Origin of the sequence: Rhizobium sullae (assembly GCF_900169785.1) — a bacterium.
Lineage (GTDB): Bacteria > Pseudomonadota > Alphaproteobacteria > Rhizobiales > Rhizobiaceae > Rhizobium > Rhizobium sullae.
The window spans coordinates 1-18,439 of sequence record NZ_FWER01000006.1 but is presented as its reverse complement, the minus strand read 5'-3'; the positions used below and the strand labels follow the sequence as shown (position 1 = coordinate 18,439).

Below are 18,439 nucleotides of genomic sequence, written 5' to 3'. Positions count from 1 at the left end.
GCATGACAAAGGTTCTTTATGGACAAGAGCATCTCGCTTCCTTTGACACAACACGTGCCGTTCAATTGCGGCTACTCGACGGCCCGCTTGATCTTGCCTGGAAGCACTCCAGCATGACATCGGATTTCATCGCCGAGATGATTGCGCTCAGATTTCGTCCTTCGAAGCGCCGTTACAATCAGGTTCGACATGACATCGGCTATCTGACGAACGAGCTGATCGAGAACGCCATCAAGTTTCGCGCTTCTGGCGAAATCGCGATCGAGGCCGTAGCGGAAGGCGACAACTTTAAAATGAGGGTATCAAATTTTATCGACAGCGAAACGGCAGCCAAGTTCCAGCAGGTGCTGTCGAACATAACGCAAGGCGATCCGAGCGATCTTCTCATCCAGCAGATCGAGGCAAGCGCCGCAACGATCGGTAGCGGTTCCGGATTGGGATTGCTGACTTTGATGAGCGACTACCAGACAGATCTGGCTTGGCTCTTCGAGGAGGACAGTCCCCGCAACCGGGCAAAACTCGAAACATATGCCGTAATGCCAATTTCACCGTCATGAAACCGCGAGAAATGAGCTATGGAAATTAGAGAAGAAGCGTTCCGCGTCTGGTCCGAGGGCGGTACTGTTTACTTTGACGGAACTATGCGACTGGCAGGTCCCGATGCGTACGCGCCCATTCATGCTTTGGCCATGAATGCGCTCAAAGATGGGGACGGTAAGACCATTTTCGACGTAACCGGCCTTCAATTCTTGAACTCCTCCGGCATAAACCTGCTCGCCAAATTGACGATCGAAGCGCGCAAACAGCCGGACATTCATTTGATCATACGCGGTTCGTCCCAGGTTCCGTGGCAGATGAAATCGTTGCCCAACCTCAAGAAGTTGCATCCAGGTGTGGATCTACGGCTGACCTAACGATCACACGTGCGCATGAATACTGATTGGCGCCGCATGGAAGCACCGCCAGTACACAGCACAGGCGGCCAAGAGACGAGGGCAGCCTCACGTCGCATTATCCAAGGTTCTCACGCTCAGCACGCGGGCCGGTGCGGGGCCCCTGTCAACCCGGAGCGGCGCGTGCTAGATCACTTGCAACGGGGATGCGCCGGCACGGCACGGCGTGGCCGCAATCTTCATCAGGCAAGGGCGATCACGATGAGACAACTCAGTGAAGAGGGCCGACGGACCCTGGAAGGGATTGCAGCGCGGTACGGGGTCAGCCCTGGCGCGGTCGAGCACCTTTTGATGGCGATTATCGCCGGGCAGGCGACCCAGGCCCAGTTCAACCATCCCGATCTGGGTGGGATGGGGCAATGGTCGCAGGGCGGCATGATCATGGTCGGCGACATGTTCAACAATGCGCTGAAGGCAAACGTGGCCGGGATATGTTCCGAGCTTGCAGCCTTGGTGCGCGGCATGGATTTGCGAGGCTCACAGACGTCGCACCAGTCCCAATATCAAGGTCAGGGCGGCGGCGTCAGCCTGTTCGTGCCCGGGGCGCTGTCGGCCGGGAACTGGTGGCCCGAGGAATTCGGGCATCCTGCCTCGACCGGGGCGCAGAATGACCTGCGCTACGCCTTTTTCCCGACAATCCGGCGGCTGGCGATCGATGTCGGCGGCCAGGTTACGGTCTATGACACGAAGGACCATCGCATTGGCGGTTTTTCGCAACAGCAAAGTGGCGACCAGTCGCTGAGCTTTACCTCTCAGCATGGGCCGGTGAGAATTTCGGAACTGGATGTGGTCCGCCAGGACGGCACGGAACCGGCGGACATGCCGGCTAGCGGAACATCCGCTCCCTCGGCTGCGCCGGCGATATTCGAATCGCCTGCGCCGGGAGCCGCCGAGCCACAACAAGCGGCGCGTCCAGCACCGGAGGCGCTTCGGCCCGATGAGGACGTCTTCGACAAGATCGAACGCCTCGCAGCACTTCATGCGAAAGGCATTCTCACGGATCAGGAATTCGAGACCAAGAAGTCGGAGTTGCTCAGCCGACTATAGCATCGATCAATGGCGGCCCAGGTAATTGTTGAAGGCTTTCGATCGCACCGGGCTGGAGCAGCGGGCGCGTTGGAGTGCCGCCAGCAACGGCGTTCCCGATCATCCCTCGCTAGTGGTGGAAGCCCGGCATCCCATCGACGCGCCACGAGGCAAGTGGCTCGATCAGACCCGCCGTCTCCGCGCCATCAGAAGCGCCGCGAGTACACAGCACAGCAGGCCCAGGGACGAGGGCAGCCCTTGATGTCCGATCAGTTGCATCGCCAATCCTGTCGCGGGCGAGCCCACGATGCCGCCGACGCCCCATGCGAACGCGAAGGCCGCGTTGCCAGCGATCAAGACTTGACCGGTGAAACGCTCGCCGAGTTGAATCAGCGACATGGTGTAGATCCCGAACGAGACCCCGCCTAAGACGAAAACGAGCGGCCAGATGAGCCACGAGGTGAAGAGCGGCGGCAGCAGCAGGCAGCCGGCCAGCGAAGCAAGGGCACAGAATAACATGGACTGCGTCGAGCCAAACCGTTCGGCCACGCGCCCAAGCAAAATCTGCAGTACGGCATTGCCTGCTATGAAACACGTGATGAGCGAAGCGATCCGCTCCTCGGCGCTGCCGAGCGCGGCGCCATAGACCGCGAACAAGGAAAGCAGGATCTGCTCGAAGGCGGCAGCAGTGAAAACCGCGAACGATAGAAGCGGCGCCAGTGTAAGGAAGCCGCCGACCGATGTTGCCGTGCCTTCATGCGGCGTCTTCGGCAGGCGCGGCACGACCGCAAGCACGATCAGGCCGCAGACAAGGAAGGCCACGATGCCGACCGTGAAGGGCGGCCAACCCTGTGTGCCGACCAGGCCGAGCGACAGCGGGCCGATAGCGAAGCCACCGGAAACGATCGATGAATAGAGGCCCATGATGCGGCCCCGGCGTGGCGCGGGCGTGATCGAGATCAGCCAGGTTTCGCTGATCACGTAAAGCGGATTGGCGAAGAAGCCGAGCAGGAAGCGCAGCGGCATCCAGGTCCAGACGTCCTGCGTCCAGGCAATCGCGATCAGGGTGAGCGCGGCCAGGACCGAACACAAGATCGCTAGCCGCGCCCCGCCTACGCGCCGCGCCAGCGCCGGAATGAAGGACGCGGATACAATAAAACCCAGCGCCGTCATCGCCGACGACAAGCCGATCAGGCCGGACGTCGTCCCCTGCCGCTCCAGGATAAAGCTGAGCAGCGGATAGGTGAGCCCCTGTGCCACGGCGAACACCGTGACGGTCGCGATGATGCCCGCCATCGCGGCCCATGGAATCCCCACAGGCGTTCCCGGTTGCGCCGTCGCAGACCGGGCCGATGCAAGGGTGGGGGTATCGTGCATGGCAAACCTCCATACGGGGGTAAAGGGGGCCGGGCCCCGACCTGAAAGAGGATGAATTCTGCAGGATCCGAACAGCGTCGTAATTAAGCTCTCCCAAATAGTTCTCAAAAATTTCCAAACCGGCTATGGATGCGCCGTATGCAGGGATCGCGCTTTGCCTTTGGTCCGTTCGTGCTTGATTCCGGTGCGGGAACGCTCCTTCGGAACGATATCCCCGTCGCCATTGGCTACCGCGGGCTGAGGCTGCTTGCAGCGCTCGTCGGACGACCCGGCGAAATCCTGGGCAAGGCCGAGTTGATGGATGCGGCGTGGCCGGGCAGGGCGGTCGAGGAAGGCAACCTCACTGTCCAGATCGCGCAACTCCGGAAGCTGCTTGGTCCGGCCGATGCCGGAAAGGGGGGCGGTGAATGGATCGCCACGGTTCCGCGCGTCGGCTACCGCTTCTTAGGCACCGTCGAACAGCTCGGTGGCGCGAAGCGAAAACCTTTGCCGCTGCCCAGCAAACCATCGGTAGCCGTGCTGCCCTTCGTGAATATCAGCAACGATCCCGAGCAGGAATCCTTCGCGGATGGGTTGACCGAAGACCTGATCACCGACTTGTCCAGGATATCCGGCCTGTTCGTCATCGCACGTAACTCGGCCTTTGCCTACAAAGGTAAGGCGATGGACGTGCGCGGGATCGCCGAGGACCTTGGCGTGCGCTACCTGCTGGAGGGAAGCGCCCGACGCGCCGCTGGGCGCGTACGCATCAACGCGCAGTTGGTCGACACGGTGAGTGGCGATCATCTATGGGCGGAACGCTTCGATCGCAGCCTCGACGATATCTTTGCCGTTCAGGACGAAGTGACGGCCAAGATCGTGGAGGCGCTGCTCGGCCGGCTGCGTGCACCGCCGCCGCGCAACCGGCCCAAAAATCTCGAGGCTTACGATCTCTGCGTGCGGGCGCGCAAGCTGATGGATGACTCGCCGCAGTCGGCGCGGGAAGCGCATCTGATGCTCACGCGCGCGGTTTCGCTCGATCCTGATTACGCCGAGGCATATCGCTGGCTCGCCATGAACCACTGGATGGGATGGATACACTCCGGCGGACCAACCGAATCGACCCGTAGCGCTGCCTTGGAACTGGCGCGCACGGCCGTAGCGCTCGATCCCAACGACGCCGGCTGCCGCTGGGTCCTGGCGTATCTGCTTGCCTATGAGCGTCGCTTCACCGAGGCGGATACGGAATTCACCACCTCGATCGCGCTCGACCCGAACGAGGCCGACGCCTGGGCGGCATTATCCGACATCGCGATCCTGGCCGGGCGCGTCAATGAGGGCCTTGAGCACATTCGCAAGGCGTTCCGGCTGAATCCGTTTCCGGCAAGCTGGTATTATCTGACGCTCGGCCAGGCGCAATATGCGGCCCGCGACTACGAGGCCGCGGTCGAGACACTGCGCAGGGACGAGACTTATCGTACGAGCTCACGCCGATTCCTGGCAGCAAGCCTTGCGCAACTCGGCCGGCTCGATGAGGCGCGCGCAGAGGCCGAACTGTTCCTCGTCGGCAATCCGCATTTCACAATCCGCCACTGGGCCGCGACGGAGCCGTTCCGCGACGGTGCGATGCTTGAGCATTTCGTTGATGGCTATCGCAAGGCCGGTCTTCCGGAGTGACACCGGCGTGATGGAAGGCACCGCTTTCCCCTTGGAAGCGGACATGCGGCCGGGGAGAGAAAGCGGCTGCTTTGGTGAATGGCGTCAATTCGGCAAGGGCGAACGAACTTCAGCAAATGTTGCAGCGATGGGTCCGTGGCTGGCGGTCCAGGTTTGTCCATGGGCACCTACGTCACGCTTCCTTTCACTACGGATCGTTTGTGAAGCGCCGTTGATAGCAGATATATCTTCTATGCCCCACTGAAGGGCACCTTGCTATTTCGGCAATTCGTATCCTTGAAAAATTACGGAAATCCCGTATATTCCGGAAAAAGGAGTTTTCAAGATGACATCGACAGTTACGGCCGCAGCGGTATCCAAGAATTTCGGTGCTTTTCAGGACGCGGCCGTGCGTGAACCGGTAATCATCACTAAGAACGGCCGGCCGCGCACGGTGCTGCTAGCCTATGAAGACTATCTCCGTCTGGCGCGCCGTGATCGTCGCGTCGAGGCCTCCGCGGCTCTGACCGAAGACGATCTTGCAGCGGTTGAGGCAGCCGAGATGGATGGCGACCTCGATGATCTCAATGCCGAGCTGCTGACGGGTAAGAATGCTGCCGATTGATCCCAAGATCGGCTGGGTCTTTCGTTATTCCTATCTCTGGCACTGGCAATACCTTCAAGGCCGCGAAGAGGGCGACAAGGACCGCCCTTGCTTGGTGTTGGCGCTGGTGTCGATGCTCGAGGACGGAACGCGGGTGGTTCGCGTACTGCCGATCACGCACACGCCGCCCTCCGACGCCGCTGAGGCCATCGAGTTGCCACCGGCCACCAAGAGGCGTCTTGGTCTCGACGACGAGCGGTCGTGGATCATTTTGACCGAGAGCAACCGCTTTGTCTGGCCCGGTCCGGACATTCGAGCGGTCGATAGCGAGACAGGCTATTATGGGCCATTACCACCGGCACTGTTTGACGAGGTTAAGCGCCGCTTCGTCGAATTGGCGCGGGCTCAGCGCCATACCCCGGCGCAACGTAGCGAGTGAACGACGGCAACAGTCGTCTGTCTTTTTTTTTGGAGAATCGACGCCAAGTGCGACAGGCCGGATTACAGGGTAGGGGATCAGCCACATTCCCGCAAATGGGCGATGAACACTTCGGCCGGTGTTTTGTAGCCGAGGCATTTTGCGTGGCTGCGCATTCAGGTGATGGTCGAGGTCGACGAGCTGTTGCTGGGTGGGCCCTGTCGGCTCGAAGCTGCATATTTGGCCAACTCAAAGAACAAACGGTAAACGTTACGTTTCATCAGTGACCAAGCGCTTCGCAAGGCGGCTCAATGTAGATCGTGAACATCCAGTCGCATTGACGATACTGTTCCAGCTTTGTCCATTCGTCAGCATTTGCTCAATTGCCTGGTTTCGGCTCTTATCTTCCGGGCGTCCCCGATAGAGGCCTCGCTCTTTCGCCTTGGCGATACCTTGTGCCTGCCGTTTACGTCGGTCGTCATAATCTTTGCGCGCAATTGCCGCCAGCATATCGAGCATCATACTGTTAATCGCATTAAACATACGGGCGGTGAATTCATCATTGTTCCCGGTCATCATCATATGCGATGTCGGTAAATCCAGCGCCACGATCCGGAGCGCAAATGGGACTTGAGAGCTTAATCATATTTCTGCTGATAGGCGCTGTTGCCGGTTGGTTGGCCGGGTTGATCGTCAAGGGCTTCGGCTTCGGATTGCTGGGGAACATTGTTGTCGGTGTCATCGGAGCTTTCATCGCCGGATGGCTACTGCCTCGCGTCGGTGTCAACATTGGCGCCGGTTACATCGGCGCCATTATTCACCCGATGATCGGCGCGATTGTTCTCTTGCTGGCGATTAGGCTGCTGAAACGAGCTTAATGCTCTTGAACCTGCCAGAGCAGACTTCAGTGCACATTGTTGCCTGGTTGAGGCAGCATCAAGGGAAGCGCTGACGCGGCGCTTCCCAACGACGGACGTCCTCGATGCGATTGCGGCAAGCCTATGAGAAGCCGCCGGTGAACAAGGCGCGCCAGAAGTCCGAGGGCATTAGCCGTCAATGCAAGAAGCTCGAAAGCCGCTTCAGGGAGAAGGCCTTCGCCGCCCGCAAAAAGAGGTCGGGCCGGTAGATCGCCAACCTGCGGCGATCGTCATCGGCGTTGTCATGTCCGGGGTGAGTGGGATCGCGCTCGCTTTCATGGCGCCTTGGAGTGCCGGTGATGGTGCCCGCTCTTGCGCGCATCGATCCAGACATCAAAGCTGATAGCGCCCCGGGAGTCGAGGAAAACAGTTAGCCGTCCAGCCGACAACCGAGGTCCATCTGACGCAATAAAAACGTCGGCTTTCGTTGCCAGTTTACGGCATCGGCAACTCTGCCGGCACAACCGGCAGGATTTGTGGCAGGATGGTTCAACGATACGCGAGACACGTCCTGCGGGTGCTCAAGCAGAAGGTGTGTTGAGGCCTCTGGAATGCGCGCCTCAAAAGAGTCCGAGAGTTCGCAGCAAGCTTTCGAATGTGACCTTTGGCTTTTTATCCGTTTGCCAATCCGGGCGCGTGTGGTCCCCGGACGTCCGCTTGTGTATGTTGCTCGGGCTGTACCCGAACTGCTGCGTGAAAGCGCGACTAAAGTTCGCTGCTGAATCGAAACCGATTGCTAAACCAACTTCGGCGATCTTTCGGGTGTCTGAAGGATCCGCCAACATTGCATGAGCTGCGGACAGGCGCCGTCGGCGAATATAGTTCGCAACGCCACCGGACGTTTCGAAAAGTTCATAGAGCCGCGTCCTCGAGATCGCCAGTTCCCGGCCGAGAGCATCCGGTGTCAGGTGGGGCGAGGCAAGATTGCTCAGAATGAAGCGTCTCGCCCGCGTCATCAATCCTATTTGCGAAATCTGATCGTTGCCGCCATCACGGTCCACCAAAGGTGTGATCGTGTCGAAAACCATTTCCCGCAAGCGGTCCTTAACGCCCTGAAGGTCGTCATGCGTGAAGCGATCGAGATTGGTTTCAACGCTCGACAGATGATCGATTAGCAATTTGGCTCTGTGTCCACCCAAAACGACGTTATTGCTTGCCGTGGTCAGGCCACCTCGATCAGCAAACAGGTCGACCGGAACGATCAAACTCACCGAATCCGTTGCTAATGCTCGCCCGCTAAACGGATGACCGAGTGAGCGAACTTCAATCATGCCTGGTTCATTTTGCACAACACGTCCAGCATTGCCGGTCCAAGTGCGACCGGCACGGAGAAAGGTGATCTGCCAATGGTCTATCGGACTGAAACGCACCGTGTCTGGCGAGCGTTCATAACTGAAAGCCGGAATGGTTTGTTGCAGCAACAGCATACCGCCCAGATTCCACACAGCTTGCCGGGCGACAAATCCATCGTCGGGATGAACATTGTCTGGCAGACGCGTATCCGACAATACCGCCATGTGCTCCTGCCAGGCCGGAAACTGCTGGTATGGTGGAAGGCTCTCCGTCTCAAAAACCAGCGGAACCAAGACGGTTTTTTTCACATCATGCTCCCCGGGGGGATCTTGCGACACGCGCGGCCAGCGACGTCGTTCTACGAAATCCGGCTCTGAATGGCGGTCATCGTCATTATCCGACATCATTGCCCCCAGCCAAGACCCGAAATGCGGAAACGTCGCGCCCTATAGCCGTGGTAGTCAGCATCGCAGAGCCGTCCTTGCCCGCCTGCGAAATCTGCGAAGGTATGAAATCCCAATGAGTCCCGACAACCTCCGCCCATATCACGCAGATAGGCAAGGAATTCAGAAATATTACGATGTAAAGATTCAGGAAATCCAATTGAAGCATGCCCACCGCCGTTTTGCTTTGAACTGCTCTTTTGCTTCAGGCCCCGATTGAGGCGTTAGGCGCCGAAAATTTCGCCATCATGTCGAACTGTGCCTCTGTCGCACCAAATCAAGGCGTGCTCTCTCATTATCCGCCCTATTCTGAACCACCCACCCATGAACGGGCATTCCGGTCCAGTGGTAAAGGCCTACAGTTGCATTGGTTTTGACTTCAGCGACGGGATTGCTTGAGTGCCGGCGCACGCCCCGAAAAGCTGCTTGCTGGGGGCTTCAGAGCTTTCTTACAAGAGCTTCGAGTGTTGTAGGGCGGTAAAATTTGAGGGCCGCCCTGGGTCTCGATCTGCGTCCAGGCGTGCGATCCTCCTGTTGTGCCCGACGCCTCCAAACGAATGGCTGCCGATATCTGTAAGAAATGGACGAATTGAATAGTTTCCGGACGACCGGATATCGCAACGCAGGAACCGGGTCGGTATTAGAAACTACCAAATCTGTTTCAGGACGAAAATCGAAAAAGCTCTGTTAGTTTCAGTAGTTTTCACATGTCATCGTTCTTTCTGGAGCATTGATGCATATATTATTCTTGTTCTTGGGAGCGTGTTGTGGGAATCGTCTTCAATTCGTCTAACTTTCGTTCTGATCGCGCCTCAAAACCGCGGGTTCTTGTTGCAGGCGGCGCGGGGTTTCTAGGATCTCATCTTTGTGAGCTTCTTTTGCGTGAAGGTCGGACCGTAGTCTGTGTGGACAATTTTTCCACGGGACGAATGGAAAATATGCGCCACCTCTTGCGCTTTGACACGTTCAGCTATGTACGTCACGACATCGTTGATCCGATCGATCTGCCAGTGGACGAGATCTACAATCTCGCCTGCCCGGCGTCGCCGCCGCACTATCAGGCCGACCCGATCCATACGATGAAGACCAACGTGATCGGTTCACTCAATCTTCTCGAGCTGGCCGCACATTATCAGGCGCGGATTTTCCAGGCTTCCACCTCGGAGGTCTATGGCGATCCTCACGTGCATCCTCAGCCCGAGAACTACTGGGGCAATGTCAATTCTTTCGGTCCGCGCTCCTGCTATGACGAAGGCAAGCGTTCCGCCGAAACACTTTTCTATGACTTCCATAAGCAATACGGCGTCGACATTCGTATCGTGCGCATTTTTAATACCTATGGTCCGCGCATGCGTCCAGACGACGGCCGGGTCGTCTCCAACTTCATCGTGCAGGCGCTCAAGGGCGAAGATATCACCGTTTACGGCGACGGATCGCAGACCCGCTCCTTCTGTTATGTGGATGACCTGATCGAAGGCTTTCACCGGCTCATGTACAGCCCTCGGGCCATTCACACACCGGTCAACATCGGCAATCCCGGTGAATTCACCGTGCGTGAACTGGCCGAGCAGATCGTTGCCATGACAGGCTCGCCATCGAAAATCGTCTATCACCCTCTGCCTGCAGATGATCCGCGCCAACGCCGGCCCGATATTGCTCTGGCAGAGCAGGAGCTTGGTTGGGCACCGAGCATTGCGCTGACGGACGGCCTGAAGTCGACGATAGCCTATTTCGAACGCCAGCTGGTGAGGCCCAATGGGGGACTCGCAGAGGTGGCATGATGAGTGGGCAGAACGTACTCGTTGTCGGCGGCGCGGGCTTTATTGGAAGTCATACCGCCAAGCTCTTGTCCAAGCAGGGTTACGAGCCTGTCGTCTATGACAATCTCTCGACGGGGCATCTCGCATCCGTGCGTTGGGGAACTTTCGTTGAAGGCGACATTCTCGACACGCAGCGGCTCATCGAGGTGGTCGAGGATCACGATCCGATCGCGGTGATCCATTTCGCCGCCTCGGCCTATGTCGGAGAATCTGTGGAGCACCCGGCTAAGTATTACCGCAACAATGTTGGCGGAACGCAGTCGCTGCTGGAAGCTTGCCGTCTCGCCGGCGCGCGCAATGTCATCTTTTCGTCGAGCTGCGCAACCTATGGCGTTCCGGATCAACTGCCGATCCGCGAAGGCGAAGCGCAGCGCCCGATAAACCCATACGGTCGTACCAAGCTGATCGCGGAGCAGATGCTTGCCGATTATTCGGTTGCTTATGAGCTGCGCTATGTGGCGCTGCGTTATTTCAATGCATCCGGAGCGGATATCGACGGAGAAATCGGCGAAACCCATGATCCCGAAACGCATCTCATTCCGCGGGCGCTGATGGCTGCCGCGGGCAGCATCGACTTTCTGGAAATTTATGGCAACGATTACGATACGCCGGACGGCACCTGCATCCGTGATTACATCCATGTCGCCGATCTGGCACGCGCGCATGTGCTGGCAGTCGAACATCTCGTCAATGGCGGCAACAATCTGGCCGTCAATCTAGGCACAGGACACGGCACGTCTATCAAGGAGATTCTGGATGCGATCAGGCGCCTGACAGGCCATAACGTGCCAGTCGAAATGCGCGCTCGCCGGGCCGGCGATCCCCCGGTGCTTTATGCCGATCCGGCGCTTGCAGCGGAAAAACTTGGCTTTCAGGCGCTTTATTCCGATCTCGATACGATCATTTGCACGGCTGCTCCCTTCTTTGGGCTGGAGGTGCGGACATGAAAACACGCCGGGCAATATGGGAGGCTACCCCAGATGAACCTTTGATGGTTCCGGTTTTTACCGGCTGGCGGCGCGTAGAATATCTGCTCGGTGCAGCGTTGTGGGCCGCGGCGCTCTTCTACTTTTGGCGCTGGTGGCTTGAACCGGCCAACCATGTGAGCCTTGCGGGCTCCGTTCTGGTTACGGCCATCCTGGCCTGGGTGACGTTGCTGCCTGCATATTTCATCGTCCTGTTTTTCCGTGCGCGTCGTCCAAGCGGCCCGTTGAGTCTTCCGGCAGGAAGCCGCATCGCTATGGTGGTAACAAAGGCGCCATCAGAACCTTTCGAGGTGGTGGCCGAGACGTTGCGCGCCATGCTGGCCCAGGATGTGCCGCACGACACATGGCTTGCCGATGAAGACCCTTCTCCGGCAACGCTCGCCTGGTGCGAGAAACATAGTGTCTTCGTTTCCACGCGCAAGGGACGCGCGGACTATCACCGCAAGACGTGGCCGCGTCGCACGCGCTGCAAAGAAGGTAATCTCGCCTTTTTCTACGACCATTACGGCTACGACGCTTACGATTTTGTGGTGCAGCTCGATGCGGACCATGTGCCGGATTTGAACTATCTGTTTCAGATGCTGCGTCCCTTCGCTGATCCGGCTGTGGGTTATGTCTCCGCGCCCAGCATTTGCGATCGCAATGCCCATGAAAGCTGGTCCGCTCGCGGGCGTCTCTATGCAGAAGCCAGTATGCACGGATCGTTGCAGGCCGGTTACAACAACGGTCTAGCCCCGCTTTGCATCGGGTCGCATTATGCGGTTCGCACCGCGGCATTGAAAGAAATTGGCGGCCTGGGACCGGAACTGGCGGAAGATCATTCCACCACTTTGATGATGAATGCCCATGGCTGGCGCGGCGTGCACGCACTCGACGCCATCGCACATGGCGACGGACCGCGCACCTTTGCCGATCTCATCACGCAGGAGTTTCAATGGTCGCGCAGTCTGATGATGATCCTGCTGCAGTATTCGCCCAGGCTTGTTGGTAATTTGCCGCCGCGACTGAAATTCCAGTTTCTGTTCTCGCAATTCTGGTATCCTCTGTTTTCTCTTTTCATGGCGCTGATGTTCGTCTTGCCGATCATTGCGCTGGGGGTAGGGGATAGCTTCGTTGCCGTCACCTATCCCGATTTCCTGAGCCATTTTGTTCCCCAGGCGATCATGTTGATCGTGCTGGCCTATCGCTGGCGCGCTTCCGGCACGTTCCGCTCGTATGATGCGAAAATACTGAGCGTCGAAATGACCCTGTTTGTGTTCGCGCGCTGGCCATGGGCGATGGCTGGAACGTTGGCTGCGCTGCGCGATTGGTCAACGGGTTCATTCGTGGATTTCCGCGTCACGCCGAAGGGGGCGTCCGAAGTGGATCCCCTGCCGTTCCGTGTGCTCGCACCCTACGGTTTCTTGGCGGTTTTCTCGATCCTGCCGGTGCTGCTCATCCCGCATGCGAGCGACAACAGCCGCGGCTTCTATGTCTTCGCCATCGTCAACGCCGTGATCTATGCGCTGCTCCTGTTCGTTATCGTTCTCCAGCATGCACGCGAGAACACGGTTCGCTACCGCACGTGGCTCTATCGCCCAGCGCTTGCCGCCAGCTTGCTTGCTCTTGTGGCTCTGCCGAGCTTTGCAACCGCCGGACGGGGCCGTGACGGCATCGAGGCGCTCGCATGGGGAACCCAAAGCTTTTCCCTGTTCGAGGACCGCTTTTCAGTTGCCGGCGCAGGTGTCGGTGGTCGCGATGTTCACAAAACCATCTTCAATCCGCGCTGGCGCACCAACGCTCCCAACAATTCAAATCAGCAATAAAAGGCAATCAAACACATGAAGATCGCAGTCATAGGAACCGGCTATGTCGGATTGGTCAGCGGGACTTGTTTCGCCTCATGGGGCCATGAGGTTGTATGCGTCGACAAGAACGCTCAGAAAATAGACGGCCTTGAGCGCGGCGTCGTGCCGATTTACGAGCCCGGTCTGGATGAACTGGTGGAACGCAATTCAGCGGCGGGCCGCTTGAGCTTTACATGCAATCTGGCCGAGGGACTGAAGGGAGCATCGGTCGTATTCATAGCGGTCGGCACTCCGCCGCGTGCCGGTCAGGGGGATGCTGATCTGTCGTTCGTTTACATGGCCGCACGGGAACTGGCGCCGCTGATTGACGATGATGCCGTTGTGGTCGTGAAGTCCACCGTTCCGGTGGGCACAGGCGACATCGTGCAGAAGATCATTGGATCCGTGCGCAAAACCGGCACTTTCTCGGTTGCGTCCAATCCTGAATTCCTGCGGGAAGGCGTCGCTATCCGCGATTTTCTGGAGCCCGATCGCGTCGTGATCGGCGTCGAGGATGAGCGCGCGCGCAAGGTTCTTATGAAACTCTACGGTGCGCCTTTCGAAGCGCGCAGGACACCCATCGTGGTCACCCAGCGCCGGACTTCTGAACTGACCAAATATGCCGCCAACGCGTTTCTGGCGACCAAGATCACCTTCATCAATGAACTGGCCGATCTTTGCGAGCAGGTCGGCAGCAATGTCAGTGAACTGGCGCTGGGCATGGGTCTCGACAAGCGCATCGGGACAAGTTTCCTCAATGCCGGTCCAGGTTACGGCGGCTCGTGCTTCCCGAAAGATACGATGGCGCTTTTGCGCACAGCCCAGGACTATGGCGTGGCGGTGCGCATCGTAGAAGAAACCGTGACCGCCAATGAAGCGCGCAAGCGCCGCATGGCTTTGAAAGTCGTGGACGCTCTGGACGGTGATGTGGAAGGCCGGACGATCGCCGTTCTGGGTCTCACTTTCAAACCCGATACGGACGACATGCGCGATGCGCCCTCCGTTCCACTCATCGAAACCCTGCAGCGTTTCGGCGCCACTATCCGCGCCCATGACCCCGTGGGTATGGAGAATGCCAGCCGCATCCTCTCGGATGTTGAGTTTTTTGACGATGCCTACGAATGCGCGCGCAACGCCGATGCTGTTGTCATCATCACGGAATGGGACAGCATTCGCAAACTCGACCTTGCGCGCCTGAAGAAGACCATGCGCCAGGCGGTATTGATCGACCTCAGAAATGCCTTTGAACACGGCGTTGCGGAAGAAATCGGCTTTCGTGTATCGGCCATCGGCCGATCAACGACGGCTCGGTATGATGGGAGTACCACCGGCGCGCTGCCTCATACGTCGGAACAAGTCCATCCAGGACGAAAAAGGGAGGGCGCTCATTTCGAGATAGCGGGAGGTTCCAATGACAATCTCTAAATCTGGAAGGGCTCGGTTCCTGCGGGGTTTCCGGATGACAACGACAGTCGCTTGGGCGGCATCTTGTATTGCCGCACCGGCTATTGCCGCGCCGTCGAAGGCGCCTGGACAGCCGACAGGAACTCGCGCCATGACGCCTTTCGAAATCTATAAGAACAAGAGCTGGCAGTGGGACAACGGAGCCGGATATATGACGGATGCCGGCCGGCAATTCAGTGCATGGGCCGACGGTGATAAGGGCAAATCCTGGGCAGAAGGTCGCTGGGTCATCACCGCGACAGGAGGGTTGTGTCTCAATGCGACATGGCATTCCGGACAGGGCGCATTTCCGGCCAAGACCTGTTTTTCGCATCGTATCGGCAATGGAGCGATCTATCAAAAGCGCGAGCCCGATGGTGAGTGGTATGTATTCCGCCACGCCGAAGCCCGCGAAGACGACGAGGCCCACAAGCTGGTTTCCACCGATCTGGTTTCCCAACAACGCGACAGCATTAAAACCGCGCTTGGCGCGGCCCAGTTGCCTAAACAATAAGAAAGGGAGGGGGCGATGAAAAGTCTCTTTAAACTAACCGCAGCTTTGCTTTGCGGCGCATTCGTTTCCGGTGGTGTATATGCTGCCAGCGGTGTGTCAGGAGCGAGTGTCGACAGCCGCAACAAGTTTCAGGACAAGCGGCCCATCATCACGGCTGAGGCCGTGACGCCCGGTGCCTATGATCCGCACGGGGATTATACCAACGATTCCACTTCCAAGATAGAACACCTGTTCCTGCCTTGGGAGAACGTGGATCTGACAACCCTCAGTGCCGCGGACGCATATGCGCGCGAGCGTGGACGGTCCCTCTTGATCACCGTCGAACCGTGGTCATGGGCGCGTGACTGGCGCATCAGCCCGGATGATCTGCTCAGCGGGATTCTAGCGGGACGGTACGATTCCAACATGGCGGCGGTCTGCTCTGCGGCAGCAAAGCTGAAAAGCCCTGTCACCATCCGCTGGGCGCAGGAAATGGAAGATAATGACGGGCAGTTCACCTGGGCCTTCTGGAAGCCGGAAGGTTATGTGAAGGCCTATAGACATGTAAACGACGTATGCCGCAAGCAACTTCCGTCGGCCCAATATATGTGGTCGCCGAAAGGAGAGGAGGGCCTGGAAGCCTACTATCCGGGGGATGAATATGTCGACATTATCGGTCTGTCCGTCTTTGGCTATCAGCCCTATGACAAACTGGAGGTCGGTCACGACACGACGTTTGTTGAGCGGACAAAACCCGGATACGATCGTGTGGCACGCTTTGGCAAACCAATCGCTATTGCGGAGCTTGGCTATGAAGGCAACGACGATTACGTTCGCGACTGGGCTGCAGAAGCAAACAAGCCACATACCGAGTTCCCTGCCATGACCGCGGTTGTCTACTTCAACGATGGTGAAGTTTATCCGTGGCCGAGGGACGTTGGCCGCCCTGATTGGCGCGTCGCCAACCATCCGCTCCTGGACTGATCCCCGGCTTTTAACTGAGCGGTTCGACTTTTGCACCAGTTCGCGAACCGCTCCATCCCTTTGTTCTATGCGATTCCAAACGCAAGTACCCTAACGCATTGTCGATGGAACTGCTTTATTAGTCAGGAGTAAAAAATGTATCCGATCCATTCAATTATCGTAAGTACGGCGCTGTCCGCACTCTTGCTGGCTGGCAATGCCAGCGCCGCATCCAAGGCACAAGTGGACGACGCGACAGCGAAGCTTGCCGCCGCCGCGTCGCCGATGAAGGCCGTGGCACTGGAAAAGCTCTATGTCGACCGCACGTGGAAATGGAAAGATGGGGGCGGGTTCTTTTCGGCCGACGGGAAACAGTTTACCGCGTGGTCACGCAAGAGGGCGGCTTGGTCCTACGCCGAGGGCCGTTGGTATGCGATCAATGGCGGAAAGCTCTGCTTGCGGGCTCGCTGGTCCAGCAAGATGGACTGGTCCAGCAAGATGGAAAGAGACGGCGCAGTCACATGTTTCCTGCATCGCGAAAAGGACGGCGTCATTTATCAAAAGCCAAGCTTGGGTGGCAAATGGTACGTCTTCCGGCATAATCCCGTTCGGGAGGGTGATGAAGGGCTCAAGCTGGTTAAAGGCGATCGGGTGAGCAAGGAAGTGTCTCGTCTCAAAGACATTCGTCGATAAACACGGCGAAGAGCTGCCGAGCGGATCGGGCGCGGCAGCTCCTTCACTACGAAATTGCTCTCTAAACGTTTGGCCGCTTAAAAATGTTTGGAGTATAGCAACGCGCTTTTTGCCCAAAGCCGCTAGGCGTGCAGACATAAGGATTGCTGTTCATATATTGCGAGGCCGACACCTTCACGACCTTGCCAGCAGACTTCTTGGTATAACGAATTTCGTTATTGACCCGATATTTGACGAGGTAGACGGATCGTATCCCTTCTTTTGGTTTGCGGCTTTCTCCGGCTTGTGCGCTTGTGCTGAGAACCGCGGAAACTGCGAGTCCGATTGCCGCTGTCGTTATCCATTTCAGACTGTTCCGATGCGCGATGGAAAACTTCATGTAGTAGCCTCCAATATTGTTGTTCTGGAGAGCGTTCTAGTGATCAGGATTTAAGGTTCCGGCTGAACTATCCTGAATATTTTACGCAAATTGTTGCTTCTCGACCGCCCCTCGCCCCTCATCGAACGCACATCTAATTGGCCAGCAGCCACAACCAGGGCCGCCACCACGGTATCATCATCCAGCAAATCCCGTTTGACGCTCGCAAAATACGAGTGAAGAACCTGCGATGCGAGGCCCTGGGGATGCAAGATATCCAGACAGGAATTGAGAAGCTTAATAGCCATTCTATTGTTTCCAAAAAACTAAGCGACCTTTTGTTCGTACTCAATCCGGCTGATCAGATCGAGCTCAAACTTTCCATACGGATTGACGTGTGAATAGATCAGTGGCGTCAGACCGCGATAATCGTCCGGCGTCAGCTGCTCAGACCATTTCGGCTCGATCAGAACAGATTGCAGCATCCGCGTGTTCACATAGACGAGCGATGCCTGCAGCAGATGCAGCGCCAGCACAGATATTTCCTGATCTTCAATGTTGTTGGTTGCAATCTCACCGCCCTTGCCAAAGAACACAAACCCGTTGGCGCGGTTCCAGTTTTCCACCGCGTTCAGCCCTTCGTTGATTTCACGGCGAAACGCTTCATGACGCAAATACCGGCACAGGAAAATCGTCTTGATCGCCCGGCCTCGTGGCTGATGGAAGCTGCGACGCTGCTGGCGCGATCGCCAGAGGCCGGCCGCCGTCATCCATTGCCGCAGCGTCTCGCGCGACACACGCAATCCATCGCGTTCGGCAAGCTTCTCGGCCGCCAAGGTCGGGCCGAAATCCGCATAGCGTTCGCGAACCAGAGTCACCGCATAATCGCGAACACCGTCGCTGATCCGGTTGTTCGACGGCCTGCCGATCGCCTTGTGCCGGATCGACGCCGCACCGTCAGCGTTGATCCGGTCCAGCAGACGACGCACCTGGCGCGTGCTCAGATCAAGCACATGTGCCGCCGACACCAGCGTCATGCGGCCGGCGATCACCTTCGACAAAATCTCGATCCGCTGCAGATCACGCTCGCTCATCGCAATCAGTCCCATCGGCAATCTCCCAGGTCATCAAAACCGGGGAGAGTGTGACATTCCAACTTTGCAGAAACAGGACACTTTAACTTTGCGGCTA

At 57.8% G+C, this 18,439-nt stretch carries 19 protein-coding genes and 4 pseudogenes; 14 read left to right on the top strand and 9 right to left on the bottom strand.

Translation table 11 applies throughout. The features are described 5' to 3' along the window. Window positions 1–2 precede the first annotated feature (2 nt). The 3 genes from BN1800_RS07310 to BN1800_RS07300 all read left to right on the top strand — a co-directional run bounded on the left by BN1800_RS07310 (window position 3) and on the right by BN1800_RS07300 (window position 2,000). Window positions 3–557, top strand: coding sequence for a slr1658 superfamily regulator (locus tag BN1800_RS07310; protein ID WP_027512122.1), 555 nt, complete (start codon window positions 3–5; stop codon window positions 555–557). A gap of 18 nt (window positions 558–575) precedes the next feature. Then, window positions 576–914 (top strand): slr1659 superfamily regulator, encoded by a 339-nt coding sequence (locus BN1800_RS07305; protein WP_027512123.1) that lies wholly within the window; start codon window positions 576–578, stop codon window positions 912–914. Between the two features lie 240 nt (window positions 915–1,154). Next, window positions 1,155–2,000 carry an SHOCT domain-containing protein gene (locus tag BN1800_RS07300; RefSeq protein WP_086996048.1) on the top strand — a complete coding sequence of 282 codons (846 nt, stop codon included), beginning with the start codon at window positions 1,155–1,157 and terminating at the stop codon, window positions 1,998–2,000. Between the two features lie 162 nt (window positions 2,001–2,162). On the opposite strand, the gene BN1800_RS07295 is transcribed toward BN1800_RS07300, so the two are convergent. After that, window positions 2,163–3,275 (bottom strand): MFS transporter, encoded by a 1,113-nt coding sequence (locus tag BN1800_RS07295; RefSeq protein ID WP_244564461.1) that lies wholly within the window; start codon window positions 3,273–3,275, stop codon window positions 2,163–2,165. 219 nt (window positions 3,276–3,494) lie between these two features. Between BN1800_RS07295 and BN1800_RS07290 the strand changes: the two genes are divergently transcribed. The 3 genes from BN1800_RS07290 (at window position 3,495) to BN1800_RS07280 (ending at window position 6,034) form a co-directional block, all read left to right on the top strand. Continuing rightward, window positions 3,495–5,012 carry a winged helix-turn-helix domain-containing tetratricopeptide repeat protein gene (locus BN1800_RS07290; protein ID WP_086996042.1) on the top strand — a complete coding sequence of 506 codons (1,518 nt, stop codon included), beginning with the start codon at window positions 3,495–3,497 and terminating at the stop codon, window positions 5,010–5,012. Between the two features lie 325 nt (window positions 5,013–5,337). After that, window positions 5,338–5,616: a type II toxin-antitoxin system Phd/YefM family antitoxin gene (locus BN1800_RS07285; protein ID WP_027512127.1), complete on the top strand. Its 279-nt coding sequence runs from the start codon at window positions 5,338–5,340 to the stop codon at window positions 5,614–5,616. Continuing rightward, window positions 5,603–6,034: a plasmid maintenance toxin (PemK-like) gene (locus BN1800_RS07280; protein ID WP_086996039.1), complete on the top strand. Its 432-nt coding sequence runs from the start codon at window positions 5,603–5,605 to the stop codon at window positions 6,032–6,034. Before BN1800_RS07285 ends, BN1800_RS07280 begins: the two co-directional genes overlap by 14 nt. 77 nt (window positions 6,035–6,111) lie before the next feature. On the opposite strand, the pseudogene BN1800_RS43600 reads toward BN1800_RS07280, so the two are convergent. Next, a pseudogene (locus BN1800_RS43600) lies at window positions 6,112–6,223 on the bottom strand (IS30 family transposase); the annotation flags it as partial. Window positions 6,224–6,283: 60 nt separating this feature from the next. Further along, window positions 6,284–6,631 (bottom strand): annotated as a pseudogene (locus BN1800_RS07275) (recombinase family protein); the annotation flags it as partial. Between the two features lie 5 nt (window positions 6,632–6,636). Here BN1800_RS07275 and BN1800_RS07270 point away from each other — a divergent pair. Beyond that, the gene (locus tag BN1800_RS07270) at window positions 6,637–6,891 is read left to right on the top strand and encodes a GlsB/YeaQ/YmgE family stress response membrane protein (protein WP_027512129.1); all 255 of its coding nucleotides are present in this window, start codon (window positions 6,637–6,639) and stop codon (window positions 6,889–6,891) included. 175 nt (window positions 6,892–7,066) lie between these two features. Here the strand turns inward: BN1800_RS07270 and BN1800_RS41305 are convergent, their stop codons facing one another. Beyond that, the gene (locus BN1800_RS41305) at window positions 7,067–7,252 is read right to left on the bottom strand and encodes a hypothetical protein (RefSeq protein WP_157814286.1); all 186 of its coding nucleotides are present in this window, start codon (window positions 7,250–7,252) and stop codon (window positions 7,067–7,069) included. 238 nt (window positions 7,253–7,490) lie between these two features. Continuing rightward, window positions 7,491–8,630, bottom strand: coding sequence for a helix-turn-helix domain-containing protein (locus BN1800_RS07255; RefSeq protein WP_086996032.1), 1,140 nt, complete (start codon window positions 8,628–8,630; stop codon window positions 7,491–7,493). A gap of 803 nt (window positions 8,631–9,433) precedes the next feature. On the opposite strand from BN1800_RS07255, the gene BN1800_RS07245 reads away from it, so the two are divergent. The 7 genes from BN1800_RS07245 (at window position 9,434) to BN1800_RS07215 (ending at window position 16,890) form a co-directional block, all read left to right on the top strand. Then, the gene (locus tag BN1800_RS07245) at window positions 9,434–10,447 is read left to right on the top strand and encodes a UDP-glucuronic acid decarboxylase family protein (RefSeq protein WP_244564460.1); all 1,014 of its coding nucleotides are present in this window, start codon (window positions 9,434–9,436) and stop codon (window positions 10,445–10,447) included. Then, a complete protein-coding gene (gene galE / locus BN1800_RS07240; RefSeq protein WP_086996262.1) occupies window positions 10,447–11,433 on the top strand; it encodes a UDP-glucose 4-epimerase GalE in 987 nt (328 codons plus the stop codon). The genes BN1800_RS07245 and galE overlap by 1 nt, the downstream gene beginning before the upstream one ends. Next, the gene (locus BN1800_RS07235) at window positions 11,430–13,277 is read left to right on the top strand and encodes a glycosyltransferase family 2 protein (protein ID WP_086996026.1); all 1,848 of its coding nucleotides are present in this window, start codon (window positions 11,430–11,432) and stop codon (window positions 13,275–13,277) included. Before galE ends, BN1800_RS07235 begins: the two co-directional genes overlap by 4 nt. A 15-nt stretch (window positions 13,278–13,292) precedes the next feature. Beyond that, on the top strand, window positions 13,293–14,723 hold the full coding sequence (locus BN1800_RS07230) for a UDP-glucose dehydrogenase family protein (RefSeq protein ID WP_086996022.1): 1,431 nt from the start codon (window positions 13,293–13,295) through the stop codon (window positions 14,721–14,723). After that, on the top strand, window positions 14,710–15,255 hold the full coding sequence (locus BN1800_RS07225; protein WP_086996020.1) for a DUF995 domain-containing protein: 546 nt from the start codon (window positions 14,710–14,712) through the stop codon (window positions 15,253–15,255). Before BN1800_RS07230 ends, BN1800_RS07225 begins: the two co-directional genes overlap by 14 nt. 15 nt (window positions 15,256–15,270) lie before the next feature. Then, the gene (locus BN1800_RS07220; protein WP_027512137.1) at window positions 15,271–16,218 is read left to right on the top strand and encodes a glycoside hydrolase family 26 protein; all 948 of its coding nucleotides are present in this window, start codon (window positions 15,271–15,273) and stop codon (window positions 16,216–16,218) included. 135 nt (window positions 16,219–16,353) lie between these two features. Then, window positions 16,354–16,890: a DUF995 domain-containing protein gene (locus BN1800_RS07215; RefSeq protein WP_086996017.1), complete on the top strand. Its 537-nt coding sequence runs from the start codon at window positions 16,354–16,356 to the stop codon at window positions 16,888–16,890. A gap of 61 nt (window positions 16,891–16,951) precedes the next feature. On the opposite strand, the gene BN1800_RS07210 is transcribed toward BN1800_RS07215, so the two are convergent. The 4 genes and pseudogenes from BN1800_RS07210 to BN1800_RS07195 form a co-directional block, all read right to left on the bottom strand. Then, window positions 16,952–17,269, bottom strand: coding sequence for a hypothetical protein (locus BN1800_RS07210; protein ID WP_027512139.1), 318 nt, complete (start codon window positions 17,267–17,269; stop codon window positions 16,952–16,954). Between the two features lie 50 nt (window positions 17,270–17,319). Further along, complete coding sequence (locus BN1800_RS07205) at window positions 17,320–17,556, bottom strand: hypothetical protein (RefSeq protein WP_086996015.1); 237 nt, start codon at window positions 17,554–17,556, stop codon at window positions 17,320–17,322. 18 nt (window positions 17,557–17,574) lie between these two features. After that, window positions 17,575–17,958, bottom strand: a pseudogene (locus BN1800_RS07200) (Tn3 family transposase); the annotation flags it as partial. Next, window positions 17,953–18,357, bottom strand: a pseudogene (locus BN1800_RS07195) (helix-turn-helix domain-containing protein); the annotation flags it as partial. The pseudogenes BN1800_RS07200 and BN1800_RS07195, both read right to left, overlap by 6 nt. Window positions 18,358–18,439 lie beyond the last annotated feature (82 nt).